Source organism: Blastococcus capsensis (assembly GCF_030165005.1).
GTDB lineage: Bacteria > Actinomycetota > Actinomycetes > Mycobacteriales > Geodermatophilaceae > Blastococcus > Blastococcus capsensis.
On record NZ_JASNNW010000001.1, the window covers coordinates 445,215 to 460,512 of the forward strand.

Sequence of the window (15,298 nt, forward strand, 5' to 3'; positions counted from 1 at the left end):
GGCCGCCCGCCCGCCGACCTGGCGAAACGATGGGAGCATGGCCTGATGACCAGGCCACGGCGGAGCGGAGCGGCATGACCGCCGAGGCGACGCCCCCGGCCCCGGACGGCGGGGCGGCGGCTTCGGGCAAGGGCGGCCGGCGGTCCGCGCACAGCTTCCGCGCTGCGCTGGGGTGGACCGCCCTCGGTGCCCTGCTGCCCGGCACCGCTCTGCTGGCCGCCGGCCGGCGGCGGCTCGGCACCGCCGTGCTCACCGTCTTCCTGCTGCTCGTCGCCGCCGGCGTCTGGCTGGCCACCGGTGGACGCCGGTTCGCCGCCCGCACGGCCGTGGACACCGACGTCCTGCTCTGGGCCACGGTCGGCATGGGCGTGCTGGTGCTGCTGTGGCTCGTCGTCGTCGTGGCCGGCTACCGGATGCTGCTGCCGCCGCGCACCTCGCCCGGCCGGCACGCCGTCGGCGGGCTGGTCGTCGGCGTGCTGGTGGCGGCGATCGCCGCTCCGGCGGCGTTCGCGGGGCAGCTGGCCCTCACCTCGCGCGACCTCATCGACGGGGTCTTCGCCGACGGCCGCCGGTCGGCCACCGTGCCCGGGACCTCCGATCCCTTTCCCAGCAGAACGCGGGTGAACGTGCTCCTGCTCGGTGGGGACGGCGGAGAGGGGCGGGAGGGTGTCCGCACCGACACGGTGATCGTGGCCAGCATCGACACCGACACCGGGGACACGGTGCTGTTCAGCCTGCCGCGCAACCTGCAGGACCTGCCCTTTCCCGAGGACAGCCCGCTGGCCGAGGTCTACCCCGACGGCTTCGACGCCGGGAGCGAGAGCGAGAGCCTGCTCAACGCCGTCTACCGCAACGGCCCGGCCTGGTACCCCGACGTCCTGGGGCCCACCGACAACCCGGGTGCGGATTTCCTGAAGCTCGGTGTGGGGGAGGCGCTGGGGCTGCGGATCGACTACTACGTGCTGGTGAACCTGGAGGGCTTCAGCCGGCTGGTCGACGCGCTCGGCGGCATCACGGTGAACGTCAACTACTACGTCCCGATCGGCGGTGAGCCGACGCTGGGCATCCTGCCCGACGACTACATCCCGCCGGGCCCGGACCGGCAGATGGACGGCGCCACTGCCCTGGACTTCGCCCGCGGCCGCTTCGGCCTGACCGACTACGACCGGATGGCCCGGCAGCGGTGCACCATCTCCGCGATCGTGGACGCCGCCGACCCGATGACGGTGCTGCAGCGCTACCAGGAACTGGCCGCCACGACCGAGGACATCGTCAGCACCGACATCCCCCGCTCGGCGCTCGACGACTTCGTCGACCTGGCGTTCCTGGTGCAGGACGCCGACATCCGCAGCGTCGTGTTCGACGACACCGTCATCGATCCGGCGTATCCCGACTACGACCGGATCCGGGAACTCGTGGACGAGGCGCTCGAACCGTCGCCGGCGTCCCGGCCGTCCGCCCCGCCGTCGCCACCGGCATCCCCGCCGTCGCCGCCGTCCGGCGGTGCGGAAGCCGGGCCGCCGGCCGATCCGGTCATCGACATCGCCGACGCCTGCGCCTACGACCGGGTCCGCGCCGCCGAGGCCCGGACCGAGGGGGAGCCGCCGACCCGCGCGGGCTGAGCGCCGGCCCGGCTGACATGCCCGCGGCCACGGCCCCCACGTCGGGGCGGAGGCGGGGGAGCGGAGAATGCCCGTGTGCCCGCCGCCGTCGTCCGCCCTGTCACCTCCGTCGACGTCGCGCTGCGGGCCGAGCTGCTCCGCTGCTGGACCGACGTCACCAACGCCGGGGGCGCCGTCGGATTCGTGCCGCCGGTCACCGAGGACGACGTCGTTCCGCTCCTGGACAAGCTGCTGGAGGGCGTCCACTCCGGCCGGGACGTGCTGGCCCTGCTCGTCGTGGACGGCGAGACGGCGGGGTTCGCCAGCGTCGTCGGCTCGCTGAGCCCGCTGCGCCGCCACTGGGGGACCGTGCTGCGGGTGCAGGTGCACCCTTCCCGGCAGGGCCAGGGGCTCGGCCGGGTGCTGATGGACGGCGTGCACCGGATCGCCCGCGAGCGGGGGTGGGAGTTCCTCCACCTGACCGCCCGAGGGGGAACGGGCGTCGACGCGTTCTACCGCGGCCTGGGTTACCAGGAGGTCGGCCGCCTGCCCGGAGCGATCCGGGTGGCTCCCGGCGACGACCGCGACGAGATCGTCATGGCCTGCCCGCTCTGATCGCAGCGCGGCCCGGTTCGGTCCGTCGCGCCCATGGGACAGGAGGCCCTCCGTCAGACGTGGACGGGGACCTCGCCCTTGGCCGCCATGCGGGCCCGCATCCGCTCGCGGCTCTCCACGAACTTCGTGGCCTCGGCGTCGAGACCGGTCAGGAACGCGGCCAGCTGCTCGCGGGCCTGCTCGCCCTCGGGCCCGAAGTCGCTGCGCTCGAAGACCTTCCAGGTGCGCAGGATCGGGCTGACCACCTCGTCGTGGTGCAGGCGCAGGTCGTAGATGCCGGCCTTCGCGATGATCGTCGAGTTCTTCCGGAAATTGGCCATGTTCGCGCCGGGCATCTCGAAGTTCATGACCTCGTTGGTCACGGCCTTCATCATCTCGTCGGGGTCGATGTCGAACGCCGCGGTCACGAGGTTTCGGTAGAAGACCATGTGCAGGTTCTCGTCGGTCGCGATGCGGGCCAGCAGCTTGTCCGCGATCGGGTCGCCGGTGGCCTTGCCGGTGTTGCGGTGCGAGACCCGCGTGGCCAGCTCCTGGAACGAGACGTAGGCGACGGTCTCGAGCGGGGTCTTGTCGCCGGAGTCGTAGCCGGTGGTCATGTAGTCCATCCGGGCTCGCTCGAGCTCGACCGGGTCGACCCCGCGGGTGACGACGAGGTAGTCGCGGAGCGCGACGCCGTGCCGTCCCTCCTCCGCCGTCCAGCGGCCCACCCACTGGCCCCAGGCGCCGTCCCGGCCGAACCGGGTGGCGATCTCGCGGTGGTAGCTGGGCAGGTTGTCCTCGGTCAGCAGGTTCACGAACATCGCCGCCTTGGCCGTGGCGTCCAGCCGGGACTGCTCGGGCGACCAGTCCTCGCCACCGAGGAAAGCGAAGTTCCGCCCCTCGTCCCAGGGGACGTAGTCGTGCGGATGCCATTCCTTGGCCATCTTGACGTGGCGGTCGAGGTTCTCCGCGACCACCGGCTCGAGCTCGGTCAGCACGGCTGCCTGTGGGGACGTCTGGGGCATGGGGACCTCCGGGTCGACTCGAGCTGCGTCGTCGGGACCTACGCCGACGTAATCTCCGGTCGTGCTCGTACGGGAGTTCCCCGTTCGGCCTGCCGCTATCCCTCCACCGGCGATCCGGGAGGAACCGTACGCCCGGGCGGCCCCCGCCCTGGGGACGCTCCGGCCACGCTCGCGGTGCGATCACGGCGACCAGATCGACCTGGCCCGCCGTCTGATCGCCGCGCGGGCCGGTTCGGCAGGGTGGTGGCATGGCCGACCCGCCCCCCCCGGCACTCCTGTCTCCCGCAACGCCCGCCGTGAGCGCCTGGTCGGACTGCTCGTCCTCGGCGTCGCCCTGGTGCTCCTCGTGTCGTCGCCGACCTGGTTCGCCAGCGACCGGGCGGCGGTGGGGATCGGCCAGCTGGTACTGGCCCTCCTGCTGGTGGCTGTGGGTGCCGTCCTCGTCCGGCGCGCCGGCCGGAGCTGAGCGGCGGGATCGTCGCGGAACGACCGACCGGCGCCGACGGGCCTCCTCGGCGAGCTGCCGCATCGCGGTGGCCGACGCCGGCTCGCTCGATCGTCGGGCCTCGACAGCGGCGCCTCGACGACGATCCCGCGCGGGTGTCCAGGATCCGCACCCGGTCGGGCGCCGGTGGCCCGAGGGAGCCCACCCCGGCGCCGTCCATCAACCGATCTCCTGGGTGCTGCGCAACCGTCACCAGCTCGCGGCGCTGGTAACCAGCAGCCGGCGCGCGTACGGGAAGGGGTGGGGTCGCGCCGTCGTGACCGGATCGTGACCTGACGGCGTCCGCAGGACCGCCGTTGCGACCTGCCGTGACGGCCACCACACTCGCGAGGACGCCCGACGGGCGGTGGACGGAGGACCGGTGAAGCTCGACAAGGACGAACTGGTGCGGATGCTGCGCACCGAAGGGGACAACGGCACGGCCGACCAGGTGGAGGAGCGGTTCGCCGACCAGATCGACACCGACCGGGACGGCGACGCGCTGGCCGCGGTGGGGCTGGACCGCACGCAGCTCATGAGCAAGCTGGCCGGCGGCGGGTTCGGGACGACGCTCACGCCCTGACGGCGGCCCCTGCAGGCAGGCGCAGACGGGCCGACCTCGCCGCACGGTCGCCGTCCTCGCGGTACAGCACGAGGACGGCGACGCGACGGTGAGGCCGGCGGACGGCGGCGGAGGAGCCGCCACATCGCTCAGCCGTTGAAGGGGCGCTCCCGGGCCAGCTCCTCCTTGGCCACGCCGCGGATGTGCACCGCGTCCGGGCCGTCGACGATCCGCAGCGTGCGGGCGCTGGCGTAGAAGCGGGCCAGCACCGTGTCGTTGCTGACACCCGCGCCGCCGTGCACCTGGATCGCGCGGTCGATGACGGCCAGGGCCACCTTCGGCGCGGCCACCTTGATCGCCGAGATCTCGGTGCGGGCGCCCTTGGCCCCGTACTTGTCGATGAGGTCGGCGGTCTTCAGCACGTAGAGCCGGGCCTGGTCGATCTCGATCCGGGAGAGCGCGATCGCCTCGCGCACCGTGCCCTGGTCGGCCAGCGGCCGGCCGAAGGCGACCCGGTTCTTGGTCCGCTCCACCATCAGCGCCAGCGCCCGCTCGGCCATGCCGATGGCCCGCATGCAGTGGTGGATCCGGCCCGGGCCCAGCCGCGCCTGGGCGATCATGAAGCCGTCGCCCTCGCCGGAGAGGATGTTGCTGACCGGCACGCGGACGTCGGTGAACCGCAGCTCGGAGTGGCCGTGCTGGTCCTGGTACCCGAACACCGGCAGGTGTCGGATGATCTCCAGGCCCGGGGTGTCGCGGGGGACGAGAACCATGGACTGCTGCCGGTGCGGGGGGCCGTCCGGGTCGGTCTTGCCCATGACGATGAAGATCTGGCAGCGCGGGTCGGCGGCACCGGAGGTCCACCACTTGCGGCCGTTGATCACGTACTCGTCGCCGTCGCGCACGATCGAGGTCTGGATGTTGCGGGCGTCGGAGCTGGCGACGTCGGGCTCGGTCATGGCGAAGCCGGAGCGGATCTCACCTTCGAGCAGCGGGTTGAGCCAGCGCTCCTTGTGCTCGGGGGTGCCGAACAGCATGAGCGTCTCCATGTTGCCCGTGTCCGGGGCGCCGACGTTCATCGACTCCGGGGCGATCCCCGGGGACCAGCCGGTGATCTCGGCGACGCTGGCGTACTCGAGGTTCGAGAGGCCGCCGACCTCGTGGTGGAACAGGTTCCACAGCCCGCGCTTGCGGGCCTCGGCCTTGAGCTCGTCCACCACGGGCGGGAGCTCGTGGTTGTCGTGACCGCGCTCCGCGCGCCACGCCTCGTACACCGGCTCCGCCGGGAACACGTGCTCGCGCATGAAGTCCCACGCGCGTGCGCAGACGTCCTCGGCCTTGGCGGAGAGAGCGAAGTCCATACCGGCAACGTAGCGCCGGGCGTGACTGCCGTCGCATCGGGGGTGTCCCTGGCCGTTCATGACAGGAGCCGGGCCCCGCCGTCCCCGGGGGGACGACGGGACCCGGCTCCTCCGGGAGGCCGCGTCAGACGGCCGGTGCTGCGGTCGTCAGGCCCGCGTACGGCCGGTCACGGCGTCGCGGACCGGGCCGAGAGCGATGACCAGGCCCGCCGCGGCGGAGAGGATGTGCAGCCAGTTGTCGGCGGCGTTGATGCTCAGGATGTCCCACGTCTCCCCGATCGCGATCAGGCCGTAGACGAACGCGGCGCCGTAGCCGATCGCCAGCAGCCATCCGTACGCGCGCGCGCCGGACAGCGTGCGGGAGAGCGCGATCCCAGCCACACCGATGAGGATGTGCACGACGTTGTGGAAGCCGTTGATCTCGAACCAGAGCAACGTGTCGTCCGTGTCGTGGGCGAAGAAGTCGTCGAACCCGGTGATGAAGAAACCGACGATCCCGACGAGCAGGTAGATGACGCCGAAGGCGAGCGCCCCCATCTGCGGCCAGGTCATGCCCCGGCGGTCCGCACCGGTGTTGCCGGATGTTGCAGACATCGTGTGTCCTCCCGTGGTGGTCGACCCGCCAGGTCCTGGCGGGAGCTGCACGAGAGCTACCCATGGCCGACCGCGAGTAACGGCCGTCCCCCGTCCGAGCGATGGACGTGACCGGAACGACACCGCGGTCCACCGGTCCGGGGAGCACTCGACCGGTGTTCGCCCACGGCGGCCGGTGCGGTTCACCGTGCAGGGGGCCGCGCGGCGTCGTCGCCCCGGAAGGGTGAGCCGGACGGGGTCAGTCCGTGGCGGGGCGCGGCGTCCGCTTGGGCCGGCGGACGACGAACGGGCCGATCGCGAGCAGGTCGACCGGCGCGGAACCGAAGCACTCGAGGGCGTCCCGCGGGTCGTCGACCATCGGCCGTCCGGCGGTGTTCAGGCTGGTGTTGACCACGACGGGCAGCCCGGTGCGGCGCTCGAAGGCCGAGATCATCCGGTGCACCAGCGGCTGCACGTCCGGGTCGATCGTCTGGATCCGCGCCGTCCCGTCGACGTGGGTGACCGTGGGGATGCGGTCCCTCCACTCCGGGGCCACGTCGTGCACGAAGAGCATGTACGGGGACGGGATGGGTCCGCGGCTGAAGATCTCCGGGGCCCGCTCCAGCAGGACCATGGGCGCCACCGGGCGGAACTGCTCGCGGCCCTTGACGTCGTTCATCCGCTCCAGGTTCGCCTCGTAGCCGGGGTGGGCCATGAGCGACCGGTGGCCCAGGGCCCGAGGGCCGTACTCGCTGCGGCCCTGGAACCACGCGACGATCCCGTTGTCGGCGAGCACCTCTGCCACCGCCTCCGCGACGTCGGCGGGGCGTTCGTAGTCGATCGCGGCGGTGACGAGCACCTGCTCGATGTCGTCGTCGCTCCAGCCGCGCCCCAGCGCCGCGCCGGGCATCGGCTGGGTGTCCTCGCCGAGCTCGCGGGCCACGTGCAGGGCGGCGCCCAGCGCCGTACCGGCGTCGCCGGCGGCCGGCTGGACCCAGACCTGCTCGAACGGGCTCTCGGCGAGGATGCGGGTGTTGGCCACGCAGTTCAGGGCAGTGCCGCCGGCGAGGGTGAGCGTGTGGTCGCCGGTCTGCTCGTGCACCCAGCGGGCCAGGCCGACCAGCACCTCCTCCAGGCGCTGCTGCACCGAGGCGGCCAGATCGGCGTGGTCCTCGGTCCACTGGTCGCCCTTGCCCAGGCGGGGGGCGAACTCGGTGAAGTCGATCCGCTCGGTGCGGAAGCCGCCGTCGTCGGTGGCGCGGATCAGCTCGGACAGCTCGCCGACGAATCGCGGCTTGCCGTAGGAGGCCATCGCCATGACCTTGAACTCGTCGGAGCTGCGCAGGAAGCCCAGGTGGTCGGTGAGCTCCTCGTACATCAGGCCGAGGGAGTGCGGCAGCGACTGCCCGGCGAGCACCTCGAGCTGGCCGTCGACGTAGCGGCCGGCCAGGTGGCTGTGCGCCTCGCCCCGGCCGTCGAGCACGAGCACGGAGTTGTTCCGTTGCGGCGCGGCCAGGCCGGCGGAGGCGGCGTGCGCCACGTGGTGCTTCACGAACCGGACCTTCGCGGGGTCCAGGCCGGGGAGCGCGTGGGCGAGGAAGTCCGGCGCCATCTCCGCGTACTTCTTGCGCATGACGTCGCCGTCGTCGAAGAGACCGCTCTCCTCCGGCGTCGTCATCAGGCCGGGGTCGAAGGAGTAGGCGACGGCGTCGAGCTCCTCGGGCCGTATGCCGGCTTCCCTCAGGCACCACGCCGCCGACAGCTCGGGCAGCTCCCAGGCGCTCCAGGGCAGGGGGCGCTTGCCGTGCTTGCGCCGGCTGAAGCGCTCCTCCTCCGCCGCCGCGACGACCTTCCCGTCGACGACGAGCGCGGCCGCGGGGTCGTGGTAGATCGCGTTGATGCCGAGGACCTTCACGCATGCACTCCTTCTCCTGGGCTCGGTGCCCGTCTGCTCCAGGCGTCGACCCGCCGCCCTGCCGATGATCATGAACCCGGTGGCGCCGTCCCGCAGGTCGAGCGGCCGCCCGTCACCCGGTGTCAGCCGCGCGTGTGCAGCAGGTCGTGCCCGAGGACGGCGGAGAGCGCGAGGGTCTTGTAGCCGACCTCCTCGAACAGCACGGTGATCCGGTCGTCCTCGACCCGCATCACGAGCCCGGGGCCCCACTCGCGGTGCTCCACCGGCGTCTCCACCGGGAACGGGGTGCCCTCGTCGGGGCCGGAGCGCTCGGAGGCGGTGCCGGCGGAGCAGTTGTCGCAGTTGTCGCAGGGCTCGTCCAGCTGCTCGCCGAAGTACCCGAGCAGGAACTGGCGCCGGCAGTCGGTGGTCTCCGCGTAGCCGCGCATCATCTCCACCCGGCTCTGGTCGACCTTCTCGTGGTGCTCGGCGAGCTCGCGGGCGGCGGCGGCCGCATCGCCAGGTGCCGGGGCGCCCTCGACCGGGTGGGCCGCGCCGTCCTCGTCCAGGACGACGGCGGATACCTGCTCCAGGAGGTTCAGGTCGCGGGCCAGGGGAGTGGCGGCGCGGCCGGTCTCCTTGCGCAGGGTCGGGACGTCGACGCCGTCCGCCAGGCCCGCGGCCGGGGCGGCGGCGACCAGACCGGCGACCTGCTGCAGCTCCTCCTCGGCGGGCGCGCCCGCGGCGAAGAACCGGCGCAGGCCGAGGTCCTCCTGGCGGTAGACCAGGACGGCGAGCGCCGGCTCGCCGTCGCGGCCGGCCCGGCCGATCTCCTGGTAGTAGCTGTCGACCGAGTCGGCCGGCTCGGCGTGGATCACGAAGCGGGTGTCGGGCTTGTCGATGCCCATGCCGAACGCGGTGGTGGCGACGACGACGTCGAGCTCGTCCGCCATCCAGGCCTGCTGGGTCTCCTCGCGGTCGGACTTCTTCAGCCCCGCGTGGTAGTGCCGGGCGCGCAGCCCGCGCCCGGCCAGCTGCCCGGCGATCTGCTCGGTGCCCTTGCGGGTGGCGCTGTAGACGATGCCCGGCCCCCGGTTCTCGCCGATCTCGGCCAGCACCCGGTCGAGCACGCCCTCCTCCTTGCCGTGCGCGTCGGCGTAGTGGTCCACCTCGAGGCGGATCTCCGGGCGGTCGAAGCCGGCGACGACGACCTCCGGCTCCCGCATGCCCAGCTGCTCGACGATCTCCGCGCGCACCGGCGGCGCGGCGGTGGCGGTGAGCGCCAGCACGGTGGGGTGGCCCAGCTGCTCGATCACGACGCCGAGCCGCAGGTAGTCGGGGCGGAAGTCGTGGCCCCAGGCGGAGACGCAGTGGGCCTCGTCGACGACGAACAGCGCCGGCTTCGCCTCCGCGATCGTGTCGACGACCTCGGGCTTGGTCAGCTGCTCGGGAGCGAGGAAGAGGAAGCGGACCGTTCCGTCACGGAGGCCGTCCAGGGACTCCCGCTGGTCGCCGGCCGACAGGCTGGAGTTGAGCTGTGCGGCCCGGCCGGCCCGGTCCTCGAGCTCGGTCAGCCGCTCGACCTGGTCGCGCTGCAGCGCGATGAGCGGGGACACGACGAGCACCGGGCCGTCGAGCAGCTGCCCAGCGACCTGGTAGATCGCCGTCTTCCCCGCCCCCGACGGGAGGACGGCGAGCGTGTCACGTCCGCCGACGACGGCCTGCATCGCCCGCTCCTGGCCCGGGCGGAAGTCCTCGTGGCCGAGGACCTCGCGGGCGAACTCGCGGATGCGGCGGGTGCGGACGGAGGCGGAGCCGCCGGCGGGGTTGTCCTTCGTGGGGGAAGCCGTCACCGGCTGCCTCTCCCCGGTGCGCCGGCACTGCAAACGCCGACGCTGGTCACCCGGCGACGGTCACCCGAGCGCCGACCGCAACGTAGGTGGACCTGGCCCGGGCGTCACGCGTGGCGAGTTCGGCGCCGTGCTCGGCAGCTGCCAGGCCCACCATCGCGTCGTACACGGCACCGCCGGCGATGCCCAGCTCGCCCAGCACCTCGGGTAGCCGGGAACTCGCACCGGCGCTCAGCGTCAGACGGGCTTCGAAGCGTGCGGCGAGCAGGTGAGCCGCATCCGCAGGCGTGAGACGGAGGTCGCCGGGGAGACGGGTGAGCACCGAGTACGTCTCGGCCACGGCGTGCCCGCTCAGCGCGAGCGCTCTCCCGTTCCACCAGCGCACGACGTCGTCATGCGCGGCATGCCTCCGGACCAGCAACGGGACGGCGACGCTCGTGTCGACCGCCACGACCGAGCTCACCGCCGGCCGGAGTCGATCAGGTGGAAGACGTCGTCGTCGTCGATGGTGGTGTCGCCCGTGGCGACGAGCGCGCCCTCCTCCTCGACCAGGCGGGCGGTGCGTCCGGTCGGGACCAGCGTCAGGCCTGACCCGTAGCGCGAGATGTCGACGGTGGACCCAGCGCGCAATCCCAGCGCATCCCGGAGGGGCTTGGGGACGACGATGCGCCCGACCGAGTCGACCGTTGCCTCCACTGGGAAGACGCTACCAGTGAGATCCCCAGCGCGGGGTGGTCCGAACACAGCGCTCACTGCGGGACCGCATCCCGGCCGGATCCCAGATCCGCCGCGTCGGCGGCGAGCCTGCCGGCGTGCCAGCCGCGAGCGTTCCAGGCCCTGGTCGTGATGGCATAGGTGGTCGGGAACAACTCGTCGAAGACCTCGTCCACCGCCTCCCGTCGCTCCCGCATGATCGGCACGAGTGCCGCGCCTCGACTTGACTCCGCCGCCTGGGTCGCCTCGTTCCGCGCCTCCTCCAGCCGCTCCCGGATCCGCGCCGCGTAGGAGATCAGGAACGAGCGCCGGAAGGACGGCGCGCGCGTGCCCGGGCCACCGGCCCTGCCGGCTGCGCCGAGTGCCCGGGTCGCCTGGACGAGCAGCGAGGTGAAGAGCACGTCGATGAGGTCGAGATCGACCGGCAGCCCGACCACCGTCGCGATGCCGAGCGACTCGAGGTAGATGACCCGCACGCCGTTCGCCGATCCGACCGCGTCCAGCAGCCGCAGCTTGGCCTCGGGATAGGGGTTCTCCAGGTGTACTCGCCGGGAGCTGACCTCGTCGGTCAGCGAACCGCCACGTTCGGCGTCCAGCACCGCCTCGTCCACCGCGTAGCGGGTCATCAGCTCCTGCGCCTTCGCGGTGAGCGCGTCCGCCTCTTCCGGGTAGTCGGTGCCCTCCGCCTTCGCCAGCAGCCCCCGGATCCGGCCGAGCACCCGCGGGTCGGCATGGTGCGCCCCGGACCGGACCCCGGGCGCCGTCCGCAGGCCGGCCACGTGCCGCCACTGCGACGGCGGTGGGCACAGCCGCGGCAGCTCCCCGCGCCCGGCCAGCAACCGCAGCATTCGTAGGGCCTCGGCCCAAGCGTCGGCAGCCGCAAGTCGCTCGCCTCTCCCCCAGGCGGATATCAGCGCCGCCGGAGGATCGTCGGGGAGCTCGAGCCCGAGCAGTTGCGCCCGCCATTCCTCCGGGGCGAGCGAAGCCACGTCGGCGAGCTGTGCCTGGCGGGCGATCGCGGCCAGGGCAAGCCGGGTCATGCGGGGGCGGCCCTGCCGGCGCACGACGTGCGCGACGTCCGCCGGTTGCCAGCCGTGCTCCCACAGCGAGTCCAGCAGCGTCATGAGCAGGCGCGTCAGGTGACCATGGCTGTCCACCTCGGAATCGAGGGCGGCCAGGTCCGCACAGACCCGGGTGAGCCCTTCTTCGTCGGGCGCCTCCGCCCCCTGGGCGAGCAACCGGGCGACCCGGCGTTCCGTGTTCTGCGCCGCCGAGACGTGCTGCGTCCACAGCAGCTCCGGTTGATCCGCACCCTGCGCCGCCTGCGCGGGCCTCGGCCCGGCCCGCTCCTGTTCCTTGCGCTTGCGAGCCGCCCGTCGCTGCGCCGCCGTCTTGGCCATGCGGCCATGCTTCCCGACCGGCGAGGTGCCAGGCGAACCGTGGTGCGAACCTGTGGACGGAGTACGGCGACCCGTACGGGTCTGTCCACGCTGCCGAGGACGAGGAGGGGTCGGTGACCGGTCGCCGGCGGCTCCTCGTCCACGGGGGGCGCACCGATCAGGTGGTGGCGATGATCGTCGCGCTGCTCGTCCTGGCCGGCGGCTGGTGGGCGAGGGCCCGCTGCCTGCCCGGCGGCTGGGCCGACGGGGAGCAGTACTACGGATACTGCTACTCCGACGTCGCTCCGCTGTGGTTCGCCCGCGGGCTCGACGAGGGCGCGGGGCCCTACGGGGCCGACCCGCTGGAGTACCCGCCGGTGCTCGCCGTCCGCATCTGGCTCGCCGCAGTCCTCGCGCGCGCCCTCCCGGGCGCCGCCACGGTCACCACGTTCTTCGCCGTGAACGGCCTGCTCGTGGTGGTCGAGGTGCTCGGGGCCCTGGCCCTGCTGCGGCGGCTGGGCCTGGCGCCGGCCCGGCTGCTGTGGTGGGCCGCCGCACCGGCGCTCTTCCTCTACGCCTTCTACAACTGGGACACCCTGCCGATCGTCCTGCTGCTCGGGGCGCTGCTGCTCCACCAGCGGGGTCACCACACGGCCTCGGGCCTCCTCGCCGGCCTGGGCGCGGCGGCGAAGGTGTTCCCGGGCTTCCTCGTCCCGCTGGTCGTCCTGGCGCTCCTGGCCCGGCGCCGGCCGTGGGCCGCACTGCTGCACGGCGGCGCCGCGACGCTGGTCTTCGTGGCGGTGCACGTGCCCGGCTACCTGATGGCCCCCGGGGCCTGGGACCGCTTCTACGAGCTGAGCCGCGGCCGGGCCGTGCACGTCGACAGCGTCTGGTACCTGGTCGGGCAGCTCGGTGGCCCGCAACCCCGCCCGGCGGCGCTCGGCGTCGTCAGCCTGCTGGTGTTCGCCTCGGGCGCCGTCGTGGTCGTCGCGCTCGGGGTGCGCCGCCGTCGTCCCGAGGACTGGTGGCAGCTGCTGCTGCCGGTGCTGGTCTGCTTCGTGCTGGCCAACAAGGTCTACTCCCCGCAGTACACCCTGTGGCTGGTGCCGCTCATGGCCCTGGTGCTGCCGCGGGTGGCTCCGTTCGTCGCCGTGGTGCTGAGCGACGTCCTGGTGCACGCGGTGGAGTTCCCCTTCCTCGCCGGCCGGGCCGGCTACGGCGACGGGCTGCCCTATCCGGTGATGGGTGCGGCCGTGGCCCTGCGCGCCGCCGCCCTGGTGTGGGTGGCCGTCGAGGTGCTGCGCCGCCCGGTGGGATCACCGCCAGGACGGCAGCCAGTACCGGAGGTCGAGCGAGTCCCGATCCAGCGGGATCCCTAACCAGATCGGTGCGAAGAACGCGAAGGCGGCCACCGCCAGCACGGCCAGCGCGCCCCCGACGAAGCGGGGTCGCGGCCCCACCTGGACGGCTCGCACGAGGCCCAGGGCGAGAAACGGCACCGCCGGGACCAGGTAGAAGAAGTAGCCGGGCTTGCCGGCGGCCAGCCAGGGCAGCCAGAGCAGGGCGAGGGGGACGAGGATCGTGGCCGCGACCCCGTCCCGGCGGACGGCGGCCCGCCACAGCAGGACGGGGTAGGCGATCAGGGCGGGCCACCAGAGCGCGGGGCTCCCGACCAGCGTGATCCGTGCGACCGTTCCAGGCGGGATCTCGCACTCCCCCGCGTCCTGCTGCGCCGACGTGCAGCTCTCGGCGTAGACCAGCACCGGCCGCTCCAGCCACGCCCAGCCGGCGGGGTCGGAGCGGTAGGGGTGGGTCGCCTCGAGCTCCTGGTGGTAGCGGACGAGGTCGACCTGGTTCTCCCACCACGTCTCCAGCCGGTCCCCGGGGCCGGCCGCGCAGTCGCCGGCCTCGCAGGCGCGTGACCCGGCGTAGCTGTCCGCGTAGTTGGCGAACCAGCCGGCGTGGGCGGCCGCGTAGACGGCGGCGGGGAGGGCGACGAGGCTCAGCGCGCCCCCGGCGGCGACGACGGCCGCCCGGCGCGTGCCCCGCCGCAGGCCCTCGCCGCGGGCGGCCAGCTCCGTGCCCAGCACCAGCAGGCCCGCGGCGGCGATGGCCAGCAGCCCCGACCACTTGGTCGCGACCGCCAGCCCCAGTGCCAGCCCCGCCAGCCACCGGTACCGGGAGCCCAGGAGGGACCGGCTCAGCGGCTCGTCGGGCCCGCGCGCGTGCCGCCGGGCGTCCCGGTCGAGCAGGACGAGCCAGAACGCGAGGACGACGAACAGCCCCAGCGTGGCGTCCAGCATGGCCATGCGGCTGGTCGTCACCGCCAGCCCGTCCAGCGCCACCAGGAGCGCCGCGAGGGCGGCCGGCGCGGTGCGCCGGAACAGCCGCAGGCCGCACAGGTGGACCAGCAGGACGGTCAGCGACCCGGCCACGGCGACGCCGATCCGCCAGCCGAACGGCGTGTAGCCGAAGACCTGGATGCCGAGGGCGATGACCCACTTGCCCAGAGGCGGGTGGGCCGGTCGCTCCTCCTCCACGCCGCGCGTGACGTAGTCCAGCCCGTCGCGGGCGTAGTACTTCTCGTCGAAGAACAGCCGGTCGGGGTCGCCGAGATCCCACAGCCGCACGGCCGCGGCCACGCCCAGCAGGAGCAGCGGTACCACCTGAGCCGATCGCGGGCGGCGCCAGGAGGCGCCGCCCGCGATCCGCTGCACCGCCGGCGCGGCGGCCGTGCTCCCCCCCGCCGTCTCCGGGCCCCACCCCCCCCCCCGGGGGGCGCCCCCCGCGGCCCCCCCCCCCCCCCTCCGCTGCTCCGCCGTCGCGGCGGCCGTGCTCACCGAGTCAGTTGTTCGTCTCGGTCTCGGTGTCGAACTCGGTCTCGGTCTCGGTGTCGACCTCGGTCTCGGTCTCGACGACCTCCTCCTCGGTCTCGGTCTCGGTCTCGGTCGGCTCGAGGGTCTCGGTGACCTCGGTGTCGAGCTCCTCGGTCTCGGTGATCTCCTCGGTCTCGGTGACCTCGACCGTGCCCTCCTCCTCCCCGCAGGCCGCGAGGCCGAGGGCGAGGAAGCCGGAGAAGGAGGCTGCGGCGATGCCGCGGGTGAGCTTGTTCATGTCGTACCCCTGTCACGTTCGGTCGTCGGCGGAACTCTTCCCATGTCCGCTGGGGGCCCGGCTACACGGCCCGGCCCTGTCACGAATTGGTCACGACGGTGTTGGGCAGCCGTCGGTCTGCCGACCGGCTGTCCCGCATCTGCGGAT

The 15,298-nt window shown here is 73.2% G+C and carries 14 protein-coding genes; 4 read left to right on the top strand and 10 right to left on the bottom strand.

Annotated features, from left to right (window positions below; all coding sequences use genetic code 11):
- Positions 1-74 precede the first annotated feature (74 nt).
- Entirely contained in the window at positions 75-1,622 is a 1,548-nt protein-coding gene (locus tag QOZ86_RS02030) for an LCP family protein (RefSeq protein WP_284490272.1), read from the top strand.
- A 75-nt stretch (positions 1,623-1,697) separates the two neighbouring features.
- Entirely contained in the window at positions 1,698-2,216 is a 519-nt protein-coding gene (locus QOZ86_RS02035) for a GNAT family N-acetyltransferase (protein ID WP_284490273.1), read from the top strand.
- A gap of 53 nt (positions 2,217-2,269) precedes the next feature.
- Here the strand turns inward: QOZ86_RS02035 and QOZ86_RS02040 are convergent, their stop codons facing one another.
- Positions 2,270-3,220: an acyl-ACP desaturase gene (locus tag QOZ86_RS02040; RefSeq protein ID WP_284490274.1), complete on the bottom strand. Its 951-nt coding sequence runs from the start codon at positions 3,218-3,220 to the stop codon at positions 2,270-2,272.
- 866 nt (positions 3,221-4,086) lie between these two features.
- Between QOZ86_RS02040 and QOZ86_RS02045 the strand changes: the two genes are divergently transcribed.
- Positions 4,087-4,287, top strand: a complete 201-nt coding sequence (locus QOZ86_RS02045) for a hypothetical protein (protein ID WP_284490275.1) — start codon at positions 4,087-4,089, stop codon at positions 4,285-4,287.
- 128 nt (positions 4,288-4,415) lie between these two features.
- Here the strand turns inward: QOZ86_RS02045 and QOZ86_RS02050 are convergent, their stop codons facing one another.
- From QOZ86_RS02050 to QOZ86_RS02080, 7 genes are all read right to left on the bottom strand, one after another.
- Positions 4,416-5,627: an acyl-CoA dehydrogenase family protein gene (locus QOZ86_RS02050; RefSeq protein ID WP_284490276.1), complete on the bottom strand. Its 1,212-nt coding sequence runs from the start codon at positions 5,625-5,627 to the stop codon at positions 4,416-4,418.
- 147 nt (positions 5,628-5,774) lie between these two features.
- Complete coding sequence (locus tag QOZ86_RS02055; protein ID WP_284490277.1) at positions 5,775-6,221, bottom strand: DUF4383 domain-containing protein; 447 nt, start codon at positions 6,219-6,221, stop codon at positions 5,775-5,777.
- A gap of 238 nt (positions 6,222-6,459) precedes the next feature.
- Positions 6,460-8,115 (bottom strand): carbamoyltransferase family protein, encoded by a 1,656-nt coding sequence (locus QOZ86_RS02060; protein ID WP_284490278.1) that lies wholly within the window; start codon positions 8,113-8,115, stop codon positions 6,460-6,462.
- Between the two features lie 122 nt (positions 8,116-8,237).
- Positions 8,238-9,947 carry a RecQ family ATP-dependent DNA helicase gene (locus QOZ86_RS02065; RefSeq protein WP_284490279.1) on the bottom strand — a complete coding sequence of 570 codons (1,710 nt, stop codon included), beginning with the start codon at positions 9,945-9,947 and terminating at the stop codon, positions 8,238-8,240.
- Between the two features lie 46 nt (positions 9,948-9,993).
- Positions 9,994-10,395, bottom strand: a complete 402-nt coding sequence (locus QOZ86_RS02070) for a type II toxin-antitoxin system VapC family toxin (protein WP_284490280.1) — start codon at positions 10,393-10,395, stop codon at positions 9,994-9,996.
- A gap of 8 nt (positions 10,396-10,403) precedes the next feature.
- On the bottom strand, positions 10,404-10,640 hold the full coding sequence (locus QOZ86_RS02075; protein ID WP_284490281.1) for an AbrB/MazE/SpoVT family DNA-binding domain-containing protein: 237 nt from the start codon (positions 10,638-10,640) through the stop codon (positions 10,404-10,406).
- Between the two features lie 53 nt (positions 10,641-10,693).
- Positions 10,694-12,058, bottom strand: a complete 1,365-nt coding sequence (locus tag QOZ86_RS02080) for a DUF2786 domain-containing protein (protein WP_284490282.1) — start codon at positions 12,056-12,058, stop codon at positions 10,694-10,696.
- A 113-nt stretch (positions 12,059-12,171) separates the two neighbouring features.
- Here QOZ86_RS02080 and QOZ86_RS02085 point away from each other — a divergent pair, with 113 nt between their 5' ends.
- Complete coding sequence (locus QOZ86_RS02085; RefSeq protein ID WP_284490283.1) at positions 12,172-13,416, top strand: glycosyltransferase 87 family protein; 1,245 nt, start codon at positions 12,172-12,174, stop codon at positions 13,414-13,416.
- Here the strand turns inward: QOZ86_RS02085 and QOZ86_RS02090 are convergent.
- Both QOZ86_RS02090 and QOZ86_RS02095 read right to left on the bottom strand, forming a co-directional pair.
- Positions 13,354-14,703 (bottom strand): phospholipid carrier-dependent glycosyltransferase, encoded by a 1,350-nt coding sequence (locus tag QOZ86_RS02090; RefSeq protein ID WP_284490284.1) that lies wholly within the window; start codon positions 14,701-14,703, stop codon positions 13,354-13,356. The two genes, QOZ86_RS02085 and QOZ86_RS02090, sit on opposite strands and share 63 nt — an antisense overlap.
- Before the next feature lie 178 nt (positions 14,704-14,881).
- Positions 14,882-15,151 carry a hypothetical protein gene (locus QOZ86_RS02095; protein ID WP_284490285.1) on the bottom strand — a complete coding sequence of 90 codons (270 nt, stop codon included), beginning with the start codon at positions 15,149-15,151 and terminating at the stop codon, positions 14,882-14,884.
- Positions 15,152-15,298: the final 147 nt, after the last annotated feature.

What these genes read in the sequence shown, in the direction of transcription:
- QOZ86_RS02080 (WP_284490282.1), bottom strand. Translation starts at nt 12,058, where the DNA reads ATGGCCAAGACGGCGGCGCAGCGACGGGCGGCTCGCAAGCGCAAGGAA.
- QOZ86_RS02055 (WP_284490277.1), bottom strand. Translation starts at nt 6,221, where the DNA reads ATGTCTGCAACATCCGGCAACACCGGTGCGGACCGCCGGGGCATGACC.
- QOZ86_RS02095 (WP_284490285.1), bottom strand. Translation starts at nt 15,151, where the DNA reads ATGAACAAGCTCACCCGCGGCATCGCCGCAGCCTCCTTCTCCGGCTTC.
- QOZ86_RS02050 (WP_284490276.1), bottom strand. Translation starts at nt 5,627, where the DNA reads ATGGACTTCGCTCTCTCCGCCAAGGCCGAGGACGTCTGCGCACGCGCG.
- QOZ86_RS02030 (WP_284490272.1), top strand. Translation starts at nt 75, where the DNA reads ATGACCGCCGAGGCGACGCCCCCGGCCCCGGACGGCGGGGCGGCGGCT.
- QOZ86_RS02040 (WP_284490274.1), bottom strand. Translation starts at nt 3,220, where the DNA reads ATGCCCCAGACGTCCCCACAGGCAGCCGTGCTGACCGAGCTCGAGCCG.